The 18,321-nt window shown below is 45.0% G+C and carries 18 protein-coding genes; 2 read left to right on the top strand and 16 right to left on the bottom strand.

Annotation, left to right across the window (positions count from 1 at the left end; translation table 11 throughout):
• Positions 1–91 precede the first annotated feature (91 nt).
• Positions 92–1,183: a TRAP transporter substrate-binding protein gene (locus tag HLM86_RS03235; RefSeq protein ID WP_076589372.1), complete on the bottom strand. Its 1,092-nt coding sequence runs from the start codon at positions 1,181–1,183 to the stop codon at positions 92–94.
• A gap of 413 nt (positions 1,184–1,596) precedes the next feature.
• Positions 1,597–1,962 (bottom strand): MarR family transcriptional regulator, encoded by a 366-nt coding sequence (locus HLM86_RS03230; RefSeq protein ID WP_076589373.1) that lies wholly within the window; start codon positions 1,960–1,962, stop codon positions 1,597–1,599.
• A gap of 219 nt (positions 1,963–2,181) precedes the next feature.
• Between HLM86_RS03230 and HLM86_RS03225 the strand changes: the two genes are divergently transcribed.
• Positions 2,182–2,871, top strand: coding sequence for a DUF2982 domain-containing protein (locus HLM86_RS03225; RefSeq protein WP_170881979.1), 690 nt, complete (start codon positions 2,182–2,184; stop codon positions 2,869–2,871).
• Positions 2,872–2,890: 19 nt separating this feature from the next.
• Here HLM86_RS03225 and HLM86_RS03220 read toward each other — a convergent pair whose 3' ends face one another.
• From HLM86_RS03220 to HLM86_RS03180, 9 genes are all read right to left on the bottom strand, one after another.
• A complete protein-coding gene (locus tag HLM86_RS03220; protein WP_076589375.1) occupies positions 2,891–3,547 on the bottom strand; it encodes an MBL fold metallo-hydrolase in 657 nt (218 codons plus the stop codon).
• Positions 3,548–3,630: 83 nt separating this feature from the next.
• On the bottom strand, positions 3,631–4,185 hold the full coding sequence (gene mepK / locus HLM86_RS03215; protein WP_170881980.1) for a peptidoglycan L,D-endopeptidase MepK: 555 nt from the start codon (positions 4,183–4,185) through the stop codon (positions 3,631–3,633).
• Positions 4,186–4,359: 174 nt separating this feature from the next.
• Positions 4,360–5,919: a L,D-transpeptidase family protein gene (locus tag HLM86_RS03210; RefSeq protein WP_170881981.1), complete on the bottom strand. Its 1,560-nt coding sequence runs from the start codon at positions 5,917–5,919 to the stop codon at positions 4,360–4,362.
• Between the two features lie 112 nt (positions 5,920–6,031).
• Positions 6,032–7,111 (bottom strand): DUF1513 domain-containing protein, encoded by a 1,080-nt coding sequence (locus HLM86_RS03205; RefSeq protein WP_076589377.1) that lies wholly within the window; start codon positions 7,109–7,111, stop codon positions 6,032–6,034.
• Between the two features lie 6 nt (positions 7,112–7,117).
• Complete coding sequence (locus HLM86_RS03200) at positions 7,118–8,149, bottom strand: imelysin family protein (protein ID WP_170881982.1); 1,032 nt, start codon at positions 8,147–8,149, stop codon at positions 7,118–7,120.
• Between the two features lie 14 nt (positions 8,150–8,163).
• Entirely contained in the window at positions 8,164–9,564 is a 1,401-nt protein-coding gene (locus tag HLM86_RS03195) for a di-heme oxidoreductase family protein (protein WP_076589379.1), read from the bottom strand.
• Positions 9,565–9,679: 115 nt separating this feature from the next.
• Complete coding sequence (locus HLM86_RS03190; RefSeq protein WP_076589380.1) at positions 9,680–10,942, bottom strand: imelysin family protein; 1,263 nt, start codon at positions 10,940–10,942, stop codon at positions 9,680–9,682.
• Between the two features lie 165 nt (positions 10,943–11,107).
• Positions 11,108–11,704, bottom strand: a complete 597-nt coding sequence (locus HLM86_RS03185) for a GTP cyclohydrolase II (protein ID WP_170882229.1) — start codon at positions 11,702–11,704, stop codon at positions 11,108–11,110.
• Between the two features lie 198 nt (positions 11,705–11,902).
• A complete protein-coding gene (locus HLM86_RS03180) occupies positions 11,903–12,079 on the bottom strand; it encodes a hypothetical protein (protein WP_170881983.1) in 177 nt (58 codons plus the stop codon).
• A 368-nt stretch (positions 12,080–12,447) separates the two neighbouring features.
• Here HLM86_RS03180 and HLM86_RS03175 point away from each other — a divergent pair, with 368 nt between their 5' ends.
• Entirely contained in the window at positions 12,448–12,867 is a 420-nt protein-coding gene (locus HLM86_RS03175; protein WP_170881984.1) for a BLUF domain-containing protein, read from the top strand.
• Positions 12,868–12,917: 50 nt separating this feature from the next.
• Here the strand turns inward: HLM86_RS03175 and HLM86_RS03170 are convergent, their stop codons facing one another.
• The 5 genes from HLM86_RS03170 to HLM86_RS03150 form a co-directional block, all read right to left on the bottom strand.
• On the bottom strand, positions 12,918–13,391 hold the full coding sequence (locus HLM86_RS03170) for a DUF2947 domain-containing protein (protein ID WP_076589382.1): 474 nt from the start codon (positions 13,389–13,391) through the stop codon (positions 12,918–12,920).
• Positions 13,392–13,484: 93 nt separating this feature from the next.
• Positions 13,485–14,081 (bottom strand): ribosomal protein S5-alanine N-acetyltransferase, encoded by a 597-nt coding sequence (gene rimJ, locus HLM86_RS03165; RefSeq protein WP_076589383.1) that lies wholly within the window; start codon positions 14,079–14,081, stop codon positions 13,485–13,487.
• Positions 14,082–15,626 (bottom strand): transcriptional regulator TyrR, encoded by a 1,545-nt coding sequence (gene tyrR, locus HLM86_RS03160; protein ID WP_076589384.1) that lies wholly within the window; start codon positions 15,624–15,626, stop codon positions 14,082–14,084.
• A 101-nt stretch (positions 15,627–15,727) separates the two neighbouring features.
• Positions 15,728–16,777, bottom strand: coding sequence for a YcjF family protein (locus HLM86_RS03155; protein ID WP_170881985.1), 1,050 nt, complete (start codon positions 16,775–16,777; stop codon positions 15,728–15,730).
• Positions 16,774–18,150 (bottom strand): YcjX family GTP-binding protein, encoded by a 1,377-nt coding sequence (locus HLM86_RS03150; RefSeq protein WP_170881986.1) that lies wholly within the window; start codon positions 18,148–18,150, stop codon positions 16,774–16,776. The genes HLM86_RS03155 and HLM86_RS03150 overlap by 4 nt, the downstream gene beginning before the upstream one ends.
• Between the last annotated feature and the right edge of the window lie 171 nt (positions 18,151–18,321).

Raw genomic sequence — 18,321 nt, 5'->3', positions numbered from 1 at the left:
AGGCAAGGCAACTCAAAGATTGATAAAGAGCGCTGGACACTATGCCCAGCTCGTGGAAAGGTTGACCCTTAAGAGCCAACCTTCTGGGCACTTACTCTTTCGTTTGGCTATTTAAATAAGCGCGGTGAGAAATGTCGGACCATGGGCGGACCTGCTCGATATAATTGGCTTGAGATTCTTGAATTTCGTTCGCCATTTCATCTTTTTCCGCATGCTCTTTTAGCAAACGTTGATTGGCCTCACGCAGTGCAGTCATCACCTTATCCGGAAAGTTTTTCACTTGGACGTCAGGATATTCCGACTGTATGGAGGCCCAGTTCTTACCACTCTCATGTTTGGATTGTGTATACATATCGTAGGCTGCGGTCTTCATCGCGACTTGAAGTATCGCTTTAAGATCATCCGGCAAGCGCTCCCAAGTGCGCTTATTGACCAAAAACTGCAGCTCCGTACCTGGCTCGTGCCACCCTGTATAATAGAAGGGCGCAATCTTATGAAACCCCATACGCAAATCCAACGAAGGCCCAACCCACTCCAATGCATCAATGGTACGACGCTCTAACGCTGTATAAAGTTCACCCGGTGCAATATTGGTTGGTTTTGCCCCCAATTCAGCGAGAATTTCACCCGCAAAACCTGGAATGCGCATTTTTAACCCTTTAAGATCATCAACCGAATTGATTTCTTTCTGAAACCATCCTCCCATCTGAGTATCAGTGTTGCCGCCAGGAAAAGACATCATGTTATGTGGAGAGTACACTTTTTCCATCAGCTCCATTCCACCACCGTAATAGAACCAAGCATATTGCTCTGTCGGTAACATACCAAAGGGCATTGAAGTGAAGTAAAGCGTATTAGGCACTTTACCCTTCCAGTAATAAGAAGCGGAGTGGCCCATATCATACTGACCAGATTTGACCATATCAAAAACGCCCAATGGCGCCTTATGTTTGTTTGCAGAATCGATTCGAATCTGCAAACGACCATTAGACATTTCTTCTGCCATTTTGGCCATATTCTTGGTCGTATCACCAAAAATGGGGAAGTTTGGTCCCCACGTCTCAGCCAACTTCAGTCGGTAGACTTTCTCAGCCGCATTGACTGTGGTTGAGGCAATCATCACTGCGGCCATAACCGCCGCCCCCTTCACTATCCATTTCAAAGATTGTCTGATTGGAGTCATGTTTACATCCTTTGTGAGTTTGAGCCACAATGCCGTGACTTTTTATCCTCGTTTAGGATGATTCATCTCACCTCTTTGATAAATCAGTGTGAGCACTGAAAAAATGTAACAATGCCCTTACTTATTGACACAATAAATTACGTATAAACACGTAAGAAATTTCATATAATTAAATAATATCCTTTTATATCAGTATATTATATTTTCGTTCTCATAGGCGTATTACCAAAAACTACGTATTTAATAACGCAATATAAGAAGGAAGGGAATGTGATTAAATGTGATTGAGGCAAGATATTAAGAGCGTAAATGAAAAAATAATCAGCAGAAAAGAGAAAAACCCCGATAAATATCGAGGTTTTTTATCATTGATAGGTTTGGCAAAGGCTGTCAAACGTTAACCTGACCTTTGCTTAAATCGCTTTATAGATAACCTTATTACCTGCGATTTGCTGCTTTTCGACTAAATTCTCTTCGAGCAATTTTTTAAGTGCACCCGTCGCCCAAGCTGCTGCTTTAGCTTCTTCTTGACCCGCTGAAAGGCCAATACCTTTCGGGTTGATGCCTTCTGCATTTGCCACAACAATATCGAGGACTTGTTGTTGCTTTGGAGTCAGTGTAATGCTGGCCGATTGCACCGCTGCCACTTTGTCCGCTTTTGGTGCGACAGTTTTCTCAACAACAGGCTTCGCTTTTTTAGCCACTGCTACGTTCGTAACTTTCGCCATACTGCGTTTCTGCAGTTTCATTTGAACCTTACGCTTGTGAGCAAGTCTCATCGAATATTTCTCCTTTTCACTGCATACGAAGCAGTGGTGAAAATTTGAAGCGCGATTTATACCAAAATTTCATGGCTATTTACAGTAGATAACAGCCTTTATCCACGAAAAATGCGTGTTATGCTATTTTAAGTCTACATTTTAATCAGTAAGTGATGTAATCCTTTTCATGACTACTGAACATATAAACAGAGGTTTTTAGTGTTCCAAGGAGGGGCTATGCAAACATTGCATCTCACTAATCAGCCGTTTAGTTTCACCTCACCTGTTGCGAAAGTCGCCTCGTTCGCGATCGTTGTCACACTGTTAAGTTTACTCATGCTTGCGCCAGATTGGCAACATGCACTGTTATTTATTATCGGTATTCTGGTGTTGATGTGGCTGGGGCAACGACTTGTTCTCAAAGGTACCGTATCCTACACTCTGACATCAACTCACTTCCAACAACACTTTTACAAAGGTGGTTGGGTCGTTAAGTGGAGCAACATCAATAAGATCGGCCTTTGTTACTATCAACAACACGGCTGGCAGAAACCCCTACCATGGATAGGAATTAAGCTAAACCATTATTCACCTTACCTTGAAAGCATATGCCCCCGTATCACAACAGAGATCCTTTTAGACCAGCGGGCATTACTGTATCTGGGTGCAAAGCAGCACCAACAAAGCGAGAGATTCGAGGACATGGTTTTAGATTCGAAACCCTATCGAAACAGGGTCGGTACACAATTTTCTGGCCTCCAGGCTATGCTTGCCAATCGGATGAAGTATCAGCGGCTCTTTTTTGATTTCGATATTTTTATTTCAGAGCAAGATCTTGAACGTCCTGCAGAGGAGTTTATCGGTTTAGCAAGACGGTACTTAGCAGCAGCAGAGTGTGAACAAAGCGAAATGGTTAAAAGGCCGTAAAAACGGCCGCAAACTTATATTAGTAAAGTGGCATTTCATCCGCGACAAATGGGTTCGAGGCCCGCTCTTTACCAAACGTCGACTCTGGTCCATGCCCTGGTACAAACCTTACCTCATTACCCAAAGGCCAAAGTTTGGTTTTGATGGAGTGAATCAAGGTATCAAAATCACCTTTAGGAAAATCTGTACGCCCAACAGAGCCACTGAACAAGACATCACCGACAAAAGCCAATTTCGCTTCGTCGCTAAAAAGGATAACGTGACCAGGTGTATGCCCTGGTGTATGCAGTATACTGAGTACCTGACGGCCAAAAGTTACAGCGTCACCATCATTCAGCCATTGGTGAGGCTCAAACGGCTGAGTTAACGGAAACCCAAACATTTGGCTCTGTCCAGCGAGCCCTTGTAACCAAAAGCTATCGGCTTCATGGGGGCCCACAATCTCTACACCACCGAGTTCTTTAGCCAACACTTCAGTACCGCCAACATGATCCAAATGCCCATGTGTTAGCACCAGTTTCACCACCCGTATACCAAGTTGTTTGATCACATTAACAAGTTGAGCCACATCGCCTCCAGGATCAACAACCACTCCCTCCATTGTCTCATCACACCAGACAATGGAGCAGTTCTGAGAAAATGAGGTTACTGGAACCACTTGATACTTGAGAGACATATCGAAACCTTACACTACATTTAAACTGGCGAAACTATGACATTTGGTAAGGTTTTTGACAACCTTGCCGTGTGAATTTGTCGTTACCAGTGACGAACAGGACCAGTATCGATGTGAATGAAATTGCTTTTCGGATAATAGCCTACACCACCAAACTTCATCTCCAGGGCAACGTCACGTACTTTTTTGAGACTGACGCCTTCTAGGCGGAAGTCTATTGCCTGCCCCAACATATGATAGCTTTTTTTTGCAACACCGCTTGAGGCTGCTCTCAGCGCACCGTTCGTGATTGGCGAACGATAACCCGAAATAATTTGCACTTCCGCAGCAACACCCAACTCAGACTGAATAACCGACAAATGATCAAAAAGTTGCCTATCCATCTGATGTATTTCATCACGACGAAAATCTCGACAAATATGGTTGATCCTTTGTAATTCATTCGCCACGTAGATGTAGCCATCAAAGTAACAAGATTCCAGTACTTCACCAGTATGAAGGTTGTTAAATGCAAGCTCACGACGACGCTCTGGGCGGGGTTGATCTGGGTAATAAGCAAAAGCAAATTGAGGGCTACAGCTCGCCGCGACCAAGCCACTGCTTGCCAACTTGATAAAATCCCTACGAGTAAAGTTCACTGTCAAAACACCTTCATATTGGGTTGCTGGAAATGTGCCGACCGACGACACTACCTAACTCTTATATGAAGTGCAAATGCATAAATTGTGCTCATACTCATCACAGAGACGAGAAATAACGCTTACCCTTTGACGTTAATGATAAAAAACATATTTAATTGGCGGCGTATTTTTTTACACACCTCCCCGACCACTATTTAACTTATCTAAGCGGTAAATATCATCCCTGTAATGAACCTTTCCCCCCTCCGGCCATGCCGTCTGATAGATAATGTGGACAGGCACGCGCTGTTTCAAAGGTATCGACTTATTGGAAGCGAACGCTTCTCGATTCAGTGAAGAAAGCGCTAGGCCTTGTGTTTCCAGAAGACGCGTAGCGAGCTCACCTGCATTCTCAACCCTTACACAACCTGAACTAAAGGCTCGGGTTGTTTCCTCGAACAGGTTTTTGCTTGGCGTATCGTGAAGAAAAATCGCTCTTCTATTGGGCGTATTAAACTTATAGGACCCCAACGCATTTTTATCCCCTGCTAACTGTGTCATCCGATACGGAAAGGAACTGGGACGCATATTTTGCCAATCGATTTCTTGCGGGTCTATAAGCTCTTTCGACCCCCATTTGGGAATAATATTGATACGCTGACGTACTAGGTACTGAGGGTCTTTTTTCACTTTAGGAATAATGTCCTCTACCATAATTTTCCAGGGCACATTCCAAGTCGGATTGAGAATGAGGGAATCCATATTGGTGATCATCAAAGGAGTCGGCCTGCCTCGGCTACCGACCACCACTTTAGATTCAAATATGGCTTGCCCCGAGTACCAATATTTCATGTCGAAACCGGGCACATTCACGACAATGATGATATCACGTTCCATTGGCCACAATCTGCCACGCTCTGCGTTCAGGGCCAGCATAGACAACCTCTGTGTCGGGCTAATATTTAGCCAGCGAAGCGTATCCGTTCCGATTATTCCGTCCTGAGCCAAGCCATGAAGTCCCTGAAACTGCTTGATTGCATCCACCAACGTCACATCATACCAATCGATGTCTCTGCGAACATCCGTCAAATCGACATCGATCATCTCCATTCTCAGCAACAGTAACTCACGATTGTTTAACCTATCACCAATTTCTCGCATGCCGTCTTGCTCATATAATGGGACATTAAGATTCTCGAACTTAATAACATGCAAGTAATTGGCAATCAGCGCCTGATAATCATCATTTTTGGGCGTGTAGATATCAATGAGCGCACTCAACTGCTGGTACTCAACGGCCACAGATACCCCATAAAGATCCATTGGGTTAAGTCTGGGCAATGGTTTATAAAGCTGAGATTTAAAAAACCAGTCATAACCCAGTACTTTCGCCTGCTCAGCGTAACTGATATACAACAGCAAAGTATCGGTGGCGAGCAAGTCATATTCATGCCAGCGATTGCTTTTACGGTAGTACTCCATATACCTTAGTTGACGAGCAAACAAGGGGCTAAAACCTGCGTTGGATATCACCTCTAACTGAAACTCCAAGCGGGTACTTTGCTGTATATCCAGCCAAATTAGATGGTTGCCTGTGGATCGATAGAGATTTTCAATATCATTGGGGTATTGAATCACGCGCAGTACATGGCTATCAGGCTTCAACCATCCAATTTGCTCGAAATAGTTACTCGCCAAGACAGACGTTGGAAGCAGGAGCAGCAGTAATAGAAGGGGGGGCAATCTAGCCATCTTACTCTCCAATCCAATTGCCAGAGATCTTAGTATGGCAGAGAAATAAGCGGCTAGTAGGAAATGTTTATGACAATTGAATCTTGGTAAAGTCTGGCTCCATCAACAATGTTTAAATTTTTGACCAATGGTTATCCCATTGAATTTTAGAATAAAAATTACTATTTTCATGTGAGCTAGTGTGAGTAATGACGTTACCTGTCCCCGAACTCACTCGAAAATCCCCATTCTCAACCACAACGCCAGAGGCATCCGGTAACGCGGCCAACTCTACCAATGCATGCGTATTTTTTGACCACACACCGTAGCAATTTCCTCGTGGTGAGGTTGCTAAAATCCACTCATCAGTCGCAGCAATACTGGCGATATAGTGGTTGAACCTCGCCCACTGTTCGGGCTCAGCCTGTAAGGGAATCATTTTTCCGCCTCTCGAATGCATGGCAAGTAAAGAGGGATATTCATCCGGTTGACCGCGGTACTGCTGACCGCACAAGACCGTGTTAGCTCCATCATGGGCCAAATGGCGGATACTCAAATGATGATCGGGTAAAGCGACCTGTTCAAGCACTTCTCCTGTTGCATCAAGGTAAGTTAAACTGGGTAACATGGTTGATAAATTCAACGGTTGTCTTCCGTTGGTATGTACACCACCGACCCCAATTGCCAGACGATCGTCTGGCATCGCAATAACCTCATGGGGGCCAAGCCCAAAGCCTGTAAATTCAGCCACCTTGTTGTAACCAGAAGCGACGTCATACACGCCGACAATGCCTCGACTGGTGCTGCGCTCACCTTCAGTGGCATAAAGCCATTTTCCGTCATTGGAATATACCCCATGCCCGTAGTAATGGCGGTTTTTGCTGGCAGGCGAGGACTTGATCACCTCACCGGTTCGATAATCAAACACCACAAAATACGCACCGGGCCTTCTAGCAAAAGCCACAGCATGGTTCAGTTGTGCGTGCGTAGCCACACCATGTCCCCTTGAAGGCAAAGGCAACTGGCGAATAGGCCTCCCCAGTGCATCAGCAACCACGACCGAATACTTATTGCGGCCTTGCAGTGAACATCCTATCAAGGCTGGCTGACCAGACACTGTCGCTTGAGTTGAACATCCCACTGGAATTAAGGGGGCGGCAAGGCTAAACAGTGCCGCTTTGAGCAGTTTCCGTCTCGAATTATCTGTCAACATCAGAACCTAATCACCATCGGTTGCGTTAAAGCCAATCACAACGCCCAGTTCAATCGCAACTTCTTCATGAATCATATATTTTAACTGCTCTAGTTTATTGAGCTGGGCATACGCCTTTCTGTAACCCTGCTTAGTGTGCAGCATATCAAATAAGCTTTCGTTTACAGGCCAGGTTTCCAATGCCGTATCAAATTGTCGTGTAATACTATTAGCCAGCTGAACTTCGCCCAGATCACGAAGCTGCTTATCCAAACCGTTCCCCTGTGCAAGGTAGAGAGCCTGCATAGCGGCAATATTCGTTTTGAGGTTAATCATGGACGTTTCAGAGCGCCATGATTCAGAAAAATAAGGGCGTGGATGGCCAAACTTCGCCAACGGTCGGCTCATTTTCTTCATACTGTACTCAAGCTGATTGGAGAGCAAAGAAATATACTCGGAAGTCCATGCTTTTTCATCCAGATCGACCCATGGATTCTGCTGCCATGCTGCCCAAATAGTTTCAGCGTTGGAGGCAATATTCTGAGTAATCGCTACCCCAGTGGCACAAGTCGACGGCGATGTCTCCAGAGAAGAACTCTCATCATACAAAAGCCACTCAATCGAGCCTAAACCCTGAACAGTGACACTTTGTTCGGCAATCTTTTGTGGCGTCCATTCTGTCGATTGGTTGGTCAGGCGCGACATCTTACGACCCGTTGTATTTTTTTTATCAGGCCAAAACTGAATATTCCAGCTTTGTTCTAGCGCCTTTTGTGGGCCTCTCTCTTGACCTTGTAACGCCATCCAGCCCTGCATAGCGCGATGCCACTGTTCCTTAACAGCGATCAGATCAGATTCGCCTGAGCAATAGGACGTCATCGTCTTTGATAACAATGCGCTTTGATCTGAAAACGAGTGCGCCGCTGAAAACTCAACCTCATAAACGGCTTGACTGACATGTTGGGTTTGCTGAGCTTCTGCCCCTTCGCGACTGGTTGACTGACAACCCACCAATGTGGTGACCAGCACCGCAGTCGCTGATAAAGCCAATATCTTCATCGTTTCGTTAGTCCTTACAATGAATTGAGGAACGCGATGAGGGCATCACGCTCTTTTAGGTTGAACTTAAGTACCGTTTGTTTGGCCTTTTCTGCTTCCCCACCATGCCATAGCACCGCTTCCATCAAGTTGCGGGCACGACCATCATGGAGAAAATAGGTATGACCATTTACCTCTTTGGTGTATCCAATCCCCCATAATGGCTGAGTTCGCCACTCACGACCATTGGCAAGATATTCAGGACGGTTATCCGCCAGCCCTTCTCCCATATCATGAAGTAGCAGATCCGTATAAGGGTGAATCGTTTGATTCGATAACGCCGGCAAATTCTCACGTGTCATGGTTGTCGCTGTGCTTTTATGACAACTCTCACATCCCGCCTTGGAAAATAGCTGCTGACCCAATATCACCTCCGGGTTTTCCAGATTACGGCGAATCGGAACGGCTAAATGCTGCGAATAAAATTCGACGAAATCAAGAATGTTATCACTGACTTCCGGTGAGCCACCATTAGGTAAATCGGTACAAATCGTTTGGTTACTGCTGCAGTTTTCATTTGGAAACAAGCGGCTGGTCAATCCAAGATCACCGTTAAATGCAGCCGCATTTTGCTGCATAAGCGTCGGTTGGCCCGCTTTCCAACCAAAGCGCCCCGTCACCAAGGCTTGTTTTTGGTTGTCCCAAACCCGATTGACACGACCTGAGATACCATCATTATTTGCATCATTTTCATCGGACCAAGCTTGCAGCGTTTCCTCAGACAAGCTTTCCAAAAGACCCAAGCCTATCATAGGTGGGGCGACACGAGCAGAAAATTGAGTATCCGGATGCATTTTTCCGTAGCCAAGGTCAGTGATATCGACAGTCGGCTTACGTAACATCACTTCAGTTCCATCTTCAAACTGAACGGGGACGGCAGTATAATCAATGCGAACCTGCCCTTCTGGCGTTTGATTCTGCAACGAGAAATCTTGTAATTGAGCACCATAAGTCGGCTCCGGAATGACCCCATCTTTAATCAATTGTTTCTTCTGTTGCGGAGTCAGCGCTGGAATACTCAGTCTCACTAGCATCGAAACTGCGTGGATATCTCCCCCTTCTTCCGGAGGATGACCGCGACCATCTTTAATGTGGCAGTTTTGACAACCATTCGTATTAAATAAAGGCCCCAATCCGTCGCGAGCATCCGTTGACGCTGGAGCTTGTACCCATGGATTTCGAAAAAAACTATTCCCAACACTAAAATCTAAGCGCCCTGTCATCGGCAGATTCCCTGCAGGAAGAGAAAATGCATTCGCACCTTGCTTTTTTACAGACGTTCCACCCCCGGACGTCACTTGATAAGCTGACACGGATGTACTTGCGGCCAACACAGTTACCAGCGCTATTATTGTGGTCTTTTTGTACAAAATCATACCGATTATTCTCAGATTCACAGCCATACTCAATATCTAAAGTTGTAATAAATATGTGGTTATAGAAACAGAAAAAGGGCTCAATAAAGAGCCCTTAGCGGAGAGGGGGATACGGTTAGAACTCGTGATCAGCGGTATCGGGATTGAGGCTATTAATGCCCACAATTTTCGCCGCACGTTCAATCGACGCTGTTTGAGCAACAAGAGACATAATCGCTTTATTCACCAAGGCATTGCCTTTCGCATTACCTGCCGCAATCAGTTGATCAAAGTACTGACCGTTACTTTCTGCAGACGTCACAAGCTCACCAACCTGAGAACGAGTCTCATCAAATTGTTTCTGAATCTCTTGAGCTGCTTGTTGATTTTTCTGAGTCACGAGGGCGTGAATACTAGGGCCTTTTAGAGTCGTGCCATCCTGACGCTCGTAGGTCCCCATGTAAACATTGTATATACCCTGCTCGTTATAGTAGTGGGAGTTATGAGTATTGTCAGAGAAGCAATCGTGCTCGTCCTCGGTCGAGTTTGCTTCAAGGGCGACCTTCATACGTTCACCTGCTAGCTCACCCAACGATAAAGACCCCATACCAAACAGCATCTTGCGTAAACCATTTTCAGCCGATTCATTCAGTAAAGTTTCGCGATAGTTGCCCTTCACCTCGGCGGACCATTGTTGCTCCATCCAAGCAAGATCTTGAACCAACAAATCCGTGGCCGCTTTCAGATACTCACTACGGCGATCACAGTCGTTATTGGTACAGCCTTTACCGACAACAAAATCGGTATAAGGGCGTTCACCTGCTCCGGAATTAGTGCCATTAAGATCTTGGCCCCACAATAGAAACTCAATCGCGTGATAGCCTGAGGCAACATTCGCTTCAGAACCTCCGACCTCATTAAGGTCTGCAATCGTTTCTGGAGTTAACTTAGTCACATCAAGTTCTGTCGCACCAATCTTTATCTTTTGGTTAGCGACAATGTTAGCACCTGCGCCTACATTGCCCAGTTCATATTGATAATCACTGGCGACATAATCAATCAAGCCCTCATCAAGAGGCCATGCATTCAACTGGCCTTCCCAGTCATCGACAATCGCATTACCAAAACGGAAAACTTCAGACTGTTGGTAAGGCACACGAGAGTCTATCCATGCTTGTTTTACATCATCGAATTTGGCTTGAGAAGGTGCCGCAAGAAAAGATTCGATCGACTGGTCGAGCGTTTTCGCGGTTGTGAGAGCGTCAGAAAATACCGCATTGGCGACATCTGCGTAGTGTTCAACTACTTGCTCTTTCGTCACATTTGCTGCAAACACTGAGCTGCTGGCAATAACGAGCGAAGCGGTCACGGAACGCGTTAAAAGTGATTGTACATTCATTAAAAGCATCCTTGTTGAGCTTAATATTTATTATAAGTTATGAGTGCTAATTATTCTCATTTGCACTTGCAGTCGCAAATAATACAAACTTACGTCTTTTTTGCAAGAGATATACAAAAAAAACCTCACATAAGTGAGGTTTTTATCAAAACTAGGATTTAACCTTTACAGTTTGAGATCATGCTTTCCGTGAGATACCTTCGCTCTTAAGTAACCTTCATTGCCCACCTTGATGTGAGCAGAGGTGTTAACCGCTGACTCAATCTCGATACCGTGCTCTTTCAATTCGCGTATTTTCTTCGGATTATTAGTCAGCAGACGTATCTTATGGATGTTGAGCGCTTTAAGCATCTGCGCTGCTTCTGTAAAATCACGCAAATCATCACCAAAGCCCAGTTGGTTGTTCGCCTCATAGGTATTCAACCCTTGGCTTTGAAGCTCGTATGCATCAATCTTGTTGTACAAACCAATCCCCCGCCCTTCCTGACGCAGGTACAAAATGATACCGCCAGACTGACTCATTTTCTCAATGGTTTCGTCGAGTTGCTCCCCACAGTCACACCGGGAAGAGTGAAACACATCACCCGTCAAACATTCGGAATGGACTCGCACGAGAGGCACTCGCTGCTCAACGTCTGCTTGATTAAAAATAACCGCTACATGTTCTTTTTCAGTGATCAACCCGTTAAAAGACAGTAGCTCTGCGTCAATATCACTTTTGCTGCCAACTTTAAATTCTACTCTGGCTCTGACTTGCGCCATATGATTTCTCGCTTGGATCTGGTTTTTATTTATTTCTAACATTATAGAAATCTCTTTATGAATAACTATGGGGTCTGATACTGCATAAATCAATAACTCGATCAGTTTTTGTTATAATATAACAATTTAATAAGGAGGCAATAAAAAGCCCCATCGTTTAAGGTATGAGGCTATGTGCGGTCAGCGAGGAAAACCTATCTAATGATTTTGCTGTTTTTTCCAAACGGAAAGCTCTATCCATAAAGCTTCGAGCTCTTGAAGCTCTTCCTCGGTCAAAAAGGAAAGCGTTGGCTTGGTTTGAGGCAAACAATGCGCTTGCATAGCACTGATTTGAGCATAGAAATCTTTGCGCAGCTGCGTGATATTTGAATCCATTGCTTTTCCCAACACTCTTTCCATTAGCGGCTATAAAACGTTCAATTAGTTAGATTATCTTAAAAATGATAACGTATTACATCGTTTGCGCAAAACTTCGATCCATTTTTGGGCGTAAAATCACAATTTTCTCAATAGTATAATCATTACAATACAGATAATTAGTCGATCTTAAGTGATCTTTACGGACGCCTAGCGTGTTTATGTCATGACTTCACCATATTGCCCCCTGAGAAGCTCTAACACGAACTTGTAAAAAGGGAATCCCTGATTGACATACAAGAAAAACCCATAAAAAGCACTAAAGGCACCTAAGGTACGTTTTATTGCATATACTTTTACGGTGAACCAATTACAAGGAGAGCCAAATGTTCTTAGTCAGACTGGTCTATGCGAGCACGATAACCAAGGGAATTAAAGAAGCAGACATTGAAAATATTTTGGACACCGCGAGAAAAAACAATTCGCTGGTTGATGTCACTGGTATTTTACTATTTAACCGAAATTATTTTTTGCAATGTTTGGAAGGTTCACGCACAGAAGTCAATCAAATTTACCATCACATACTCAATGATCCCCGACACAAAGACGTTTTACTATTGGATTATTCGGAAATTTCAGAACGCAACTTTAGTGATTGGAATATGGGTTACATCCCTGAAATAAGCGCCACCATTCCACTTAACCTCAAATACTCTTCGGGCTCCAAGTTTGAGCCACACCGACTGTCAGGCAAAAGTGCACATAAATTGCTGCTGAACCTTTGCGATGTTGTTAGTGTTGTCTAGCGACCACAGCCATGGCCCACAAAAGAAAAAGCAGCCCAAGGCTGCTTTTTCTATTTTCTATAGCCAAGCTTGACATTACCGAGAGAATCAAACCACAACGCTTCTTTACGGCGGCGACCAATCAAAATCGGCCCGTCATCGTAAAATAAAAAGTTTTTCCAATGTTTTTTGAATAGAGACCATTTCGTTTCTATTACATTGTATTTTTCATAACAGAAATAGACCGTGACATCATCCTGCCAATCAATAAACTCTGCTAGCGTTTTAGGCATCTCAGTATTATCCCCCTCCCAAGCAGCCATCCAGCTGACACTCTCTTGCCAGTTTGATGCTTTCATGGGCCAATCTGAGGGGCTTAAACGTTCCGAATCGGGACTCTGCGCACTGATATTATCTTTCCAAAATTGGGCAGAGCGAGCCTGACTCATCGGTTTAATGTGCTCTAATTCCTCTTCGGGAACAGGCATCGACTGGTGAGTAAAAATCCATTTCCTTTGGTATTCATCCAAAGCTAAATATGACATTAATTATCCTCGTTACAGGTCTGTTGGCGGGCGCGAAGTACTTGCAGATAAGCGCTAACCACTTGCATCCGCTCTGAATCTCTTGTTCAGTGTTTATTTTGGGCTATCAACGTTTGGATCTTTCCAACAAGGGTTTATCAACGACATCAGGTTGTGATCCTCCCACTGTCCATTGATTAAGAGGTAATCATCCGCAAACCCCTCTTGGGCAAAACCAAGACGGTTAAGAACAGCTTCACTGCGTTGATTGCGAGGCATATAGGCTGCCATAATTCTGTGCACATTCTGGATGGAAAACATGTACTTGACAGCCAAATTCAGCGCCCGAGTCATGACACCTCGCCCTTGAGCACTTTCACCCAATGAATACCCCATGGTGCAGGCGTGAAAAGGAAAACGAGAAATATTGCTGAACGAGACAGTACCCAGTATTTGTCCGGTGTCATCGTCAATGATGATAAGGTAGTAACCGAGGCCCATTCGATGCAGTTCATTCAATTTGATCAAACGCTGCGTCCAGCCGGACTCAGTGTAAAACGCTTCATCTCTTGTCGGTTCCCAAGGTTTGAGGTGTTCCCGATTCACGACAAAATAGTTTGAGATCAACCAACCATCAGTGGGTTCAGCCGTCCGCACAATGATATTTCCATCTTGTTCGAACACCTGTTGAGGAGTACTCATCCGTTCCATTTAGCTCTTTCTAATCCCGTATTCACGAAGTTTGTTCGCCACAGACGTATGCGACACGTTAAGACGTTTTGCCAGCTTACGACTTGAAGGGAAAGACTGATACAAGCGGTCTAGCACTTGTGATTCATAATCTTTCATGATTTCATCCAGTGAGCCATCGAGGTTAACACTTGGGCCACTTGCCACAGGACTATCGACTTGTGGAAGATGGAAAAGATCGATGGTTAGGGTATCAGAATTAAGCTCTGTTAACGCTCTAAGAACCATATTTTCCAACTGCCGCATATTGCCTGGCCACTGATAAGTCACTAGCTGATCGACCAAGGTTTCATCCAAAATTGGCTTCTTGAGCCCGAGTTGCTTAACGTATTTAACAACAAATAAGTCCAGCAATGCACCGATATCATTTGAACGTTCACGAAGTGCTGGAATATTCAATGTCAGTACATTCAGCCGATAGAAAAGATCTTCTCGAAATGATGTAGATTCGGCGAGATCGGCAAGGTTATGTCGCGTCGACGCGATCACGCGCACATCAACATGAATCTCTTGCTCGGCACCCACTCGCCGAAAAGTACCGTCTTGCAAAAGGCGCAGTAACTTTATCTGCAGATGAGGGCTCATCTCTCCGATTTCATCGAGAAAAACAGTGCCGCCATCGGCTTGCTCGAAAATACCTTTGTGACCCTGCTCATGATTAAATGAACCAGGTGCATGACCAAACAGTTCTGTCTCTGCAACATCGTCAGGCATGGATGCACAACTGAGCACCAAGAAAGGTCCCGCTGCCCGGTGGGAACGATTATGGCAAGCACGGGCCAACATTTCTTTCCCCGTCCCCGTCTCTCCCTGTACTAAGAGTGGTTGCTCCAGCATCGAGAGTTTTTTGGCTTGGCTCATCAGTGCTTTATGGCGGTTAGAGATACCAACAAAGTGTTCAAAACCAAGATTATTGTGCAAAGGTAAGGAATCTTCCATTGCCGACGTCTCTTGAGAAGAACGAATGATCATCACCGTACTGGCCAATACTGACTCATTAGACTCATCACTAATATAGACAGGCATGATTTCCATAACATAGTCCATACCACCAATCACAATATTTTCGCGTTGACGAGTGATTTTACCTTCTGCCCATTTAGAAAAATTAAAACTGGGTAATAATGTACTGATTTGATGACCAATCATGTGTTCCTGTTCATGACTGAATAGGCTTAGTGCCGCATGATTAGCCATATCGACATTGCCTTTTAGGTCAATCGCCAATACGGGTTCTGGCAGATTATTCAGCAACGAGATCAACTCCGTATTATGCCGCTCCATTGGCATAAATTGGATTTTTCGTACATCTTTTACCCCCGAAATACGACGTATTTCCGCCATCAGTTCACTGAAAGTGTCGAAATCGATATCAGGACAGTTTAAATAGATGATGCCGACGACGTCGATTTCGATGCCTCGTAAATCAATATTTCTTGAAGCCAGAATATCAAGTAGCTCACGAGTAAGCCCCAATCTGTCTTCACAAGTCACTTCTAAACGCACTGCGCTATCCCCAGTTTGAGGTGTCAGGAAAAGTTGACAGTAGTTTCCCTCAAGCCTTGATCTTCGTCAAGCAAACCCGCAATACTGGCTTCACATTCATACTATTTGATTGTTAATGAGGCGATTTTTTCTACGATCTGCTTTCTAATTGTACCAAGCTTAACACTCCGCTCTTGATGCCAAGGCGTCGGTCTAAGTAACGCCATCGATTTTAGGCCTAATCTGGCGGTCAATATACCCACGCCGATGCCCTGCCCGACCCTAGCAGACACTTTGCCCGCCAAATCCATAGACATCAGATCCATGCTTGCATCAATCGCCAGCTCACTCGCGCCGGCCGCAGCCATGTTAATGAGTGTTGCTTTAAACAGTTTCAGCCTCGACCAATAGCCCAATTCCATGCCATACACATCCGCCACGCTGTCAATCATTTTAAACGTCCGCCAAGCCACGAGCAGCATATCCACAATAGCCAATGGACTTATCGCCACGAGGGCAGCCGACTCCGTGGCGTATCGGCTGATGATCTTAGTGGCCACTTTATCCTGTTCAGCGACGACTATCGCATCGTACAATTCGACAATTTCGGCATCACTATGTGACCGCTGAATCATATTCAGCCAGCGATCATAACTGTGTGAGTGTGGCTGTACACCGCTGTGTTGCGCGAGACGCTCACAAAATGGTTTCCCCTGACCCACACTGTCCGAGACCAGAAGTGCTTGGCTCTTTTGCTGCCAATCAAAGTGACGTCGTAACCTTTTCAGTTTCCACATTTCTTTTGCCAGCACCCCGATTCCAAACGAGGCCAATACCGACATAAAACCCGTCCAGCCCAACGATAGCCAGTCACCCAGTTGATAAGATGTAATAACACGGTCAATCATTTGCCAAGCGAGCAAACTCGAAAAAGAAACCAAGAAGATCCCTCCTGCCCATCGCCGCCCAAGCTTCGGTCGAATAAGAGGTTCTAAGTCGATAGCAAGGTCATCCTGTGCATCAACAGGTTCGTTTTCGGCGGGAGAAAATGCGTTGGGACTTTTATCGCTCACCACTCGCTTTCGCAGCGTTTCCGCTTCTATCGGATCTGGACGAAGATTTTGGGTGAAGATGTGTTTCTGTTTCAGGGAAGGTGGTTCTACTGGCTTCATTTCAACTTATCTCCAATCAGGTATTCGATCGCTTTATCCATACGAATATGAGGCAGAGGTTCATCTCTAGGACTGGATTTCGGTAAAAAACCCGTAAATTCAAACCCTCCCGTGTCCCAATAATTCTGGCTGGGCAGCTTTTTGGGTACTTCGCCGGGAAACAGAGTCAGTGGCTGCCCCGCTATATTTACCCCCTGAATCGCAGGAATCGACGCCGTTCCTTGTTGAATAAAGCCTGGTGTGGTCGCCTGAATCGATGCCATCGTGATACAACTCATCTCAATATTCTCAAACGAAGCTTTTTGCCAAGAGGGGTACACCATTTGCTGAAGTAACGAGGCCAGATTCGCATGCTGATCAGGGGTAACATGATCGGCTTTGGTCGCCGCAAAAAGAATTTTGTCGATCCGAGGAGCAAACAGGCGCTTCAGGCGATGACTTCGACCATAGCGGAAGCTGTTCAACAGTTGTTCAAGGGCATGGCGCATATCAGTGAATGATTCATGCCCTGAGTTCAAAGGCTGCAGACAGTCTACCAGCACAATCTGACGATCGAAGGTAGAAAAATGATACTTATAGAACGCTTTGACCACCTTTTGCTGATATTCTTGGTAACGAGCCTTAAGCATTGCCAAATTAGAACCTTTCACTATTTTTTCTTGATCACTGACGCGGCAAGGGAAAAACTGTAATACTGGCGCACCTTCTAGCTCACCTGGTAGGACAAAACGCCCAGGCTGAACCCAATGAAATCCGGCCTGTTTGCAGTTATGAAGATAGTCGGTAAACGACTGAGCGATTTGCGCCAACTGCTGCTCATTAGCTTCACTTTTTAAATCAAGTGTTTGCAGTTCATTTAACCACGCTTTGGCAAGCTCTCCTCTCTTACCTTTTAAAGCCGACCACTGACTTTGAGACCATTGTTCGAATGACATATCAAGCAATGGAAGATCAAGCAACCATTCCCCAGGGTAGTCAATAATATCGATATGTAGAGTGGCGGTTTGACCAAGCAGTCTCTTGCTCTTACGCGTCGGTTTGTATTTCACGGCAAGCCGAATTTCACTGACATCCCGAGTCGGTTTTGGCCATTGGGCAGGTTCAGAACACACCGCTTCCATGGCTTCATCATAACCAAACCGAGGAACCATCATATCGGTCTGTGGCTCTCGTTTTGCCCCGATTAGACGCTTATCGCGTGCTGAGGCCAACAAAGGAAGACGATCATGAGTAGAAGTATGAAGCAGCTGATTAACCAAAGAACTGATAAATGCAGTTTTACCGGCGCGTGACAAACCCGTAACCGCAACACGAATGTGGGAATCTACACTCCGATGGATAAAGTCATTCACTTCTTGACCAATACGCTTCATGCAATACCTCTTTGCTATAAAAGTCCGAGGATTCTACCTTAGGTAATCTTAATCAAAGATGAATAAATAATACCTCTGGTCAATCTCGGTAAGGGGACGATGGTTGGTATGTTCAGCAAACATCTTGGCTTTATCGGTCAAAAGCTATGTCAATTGACGGTAGAATCAGCC

The organism is Vibrio ostreicida (assembly GCF_013074385.2).
GTDB classification, from domain to species: Bacteria; Pseudomonadota; Gammaproteobacteria; order Enterobacterales; family Vibrionaceae; genus Vibrio; species Vibrio ostreicida.
Note: the sequence above shows the minus strand (reverse complement) of the source record. Positions and strands in the feature narration are given on the sequence as shown.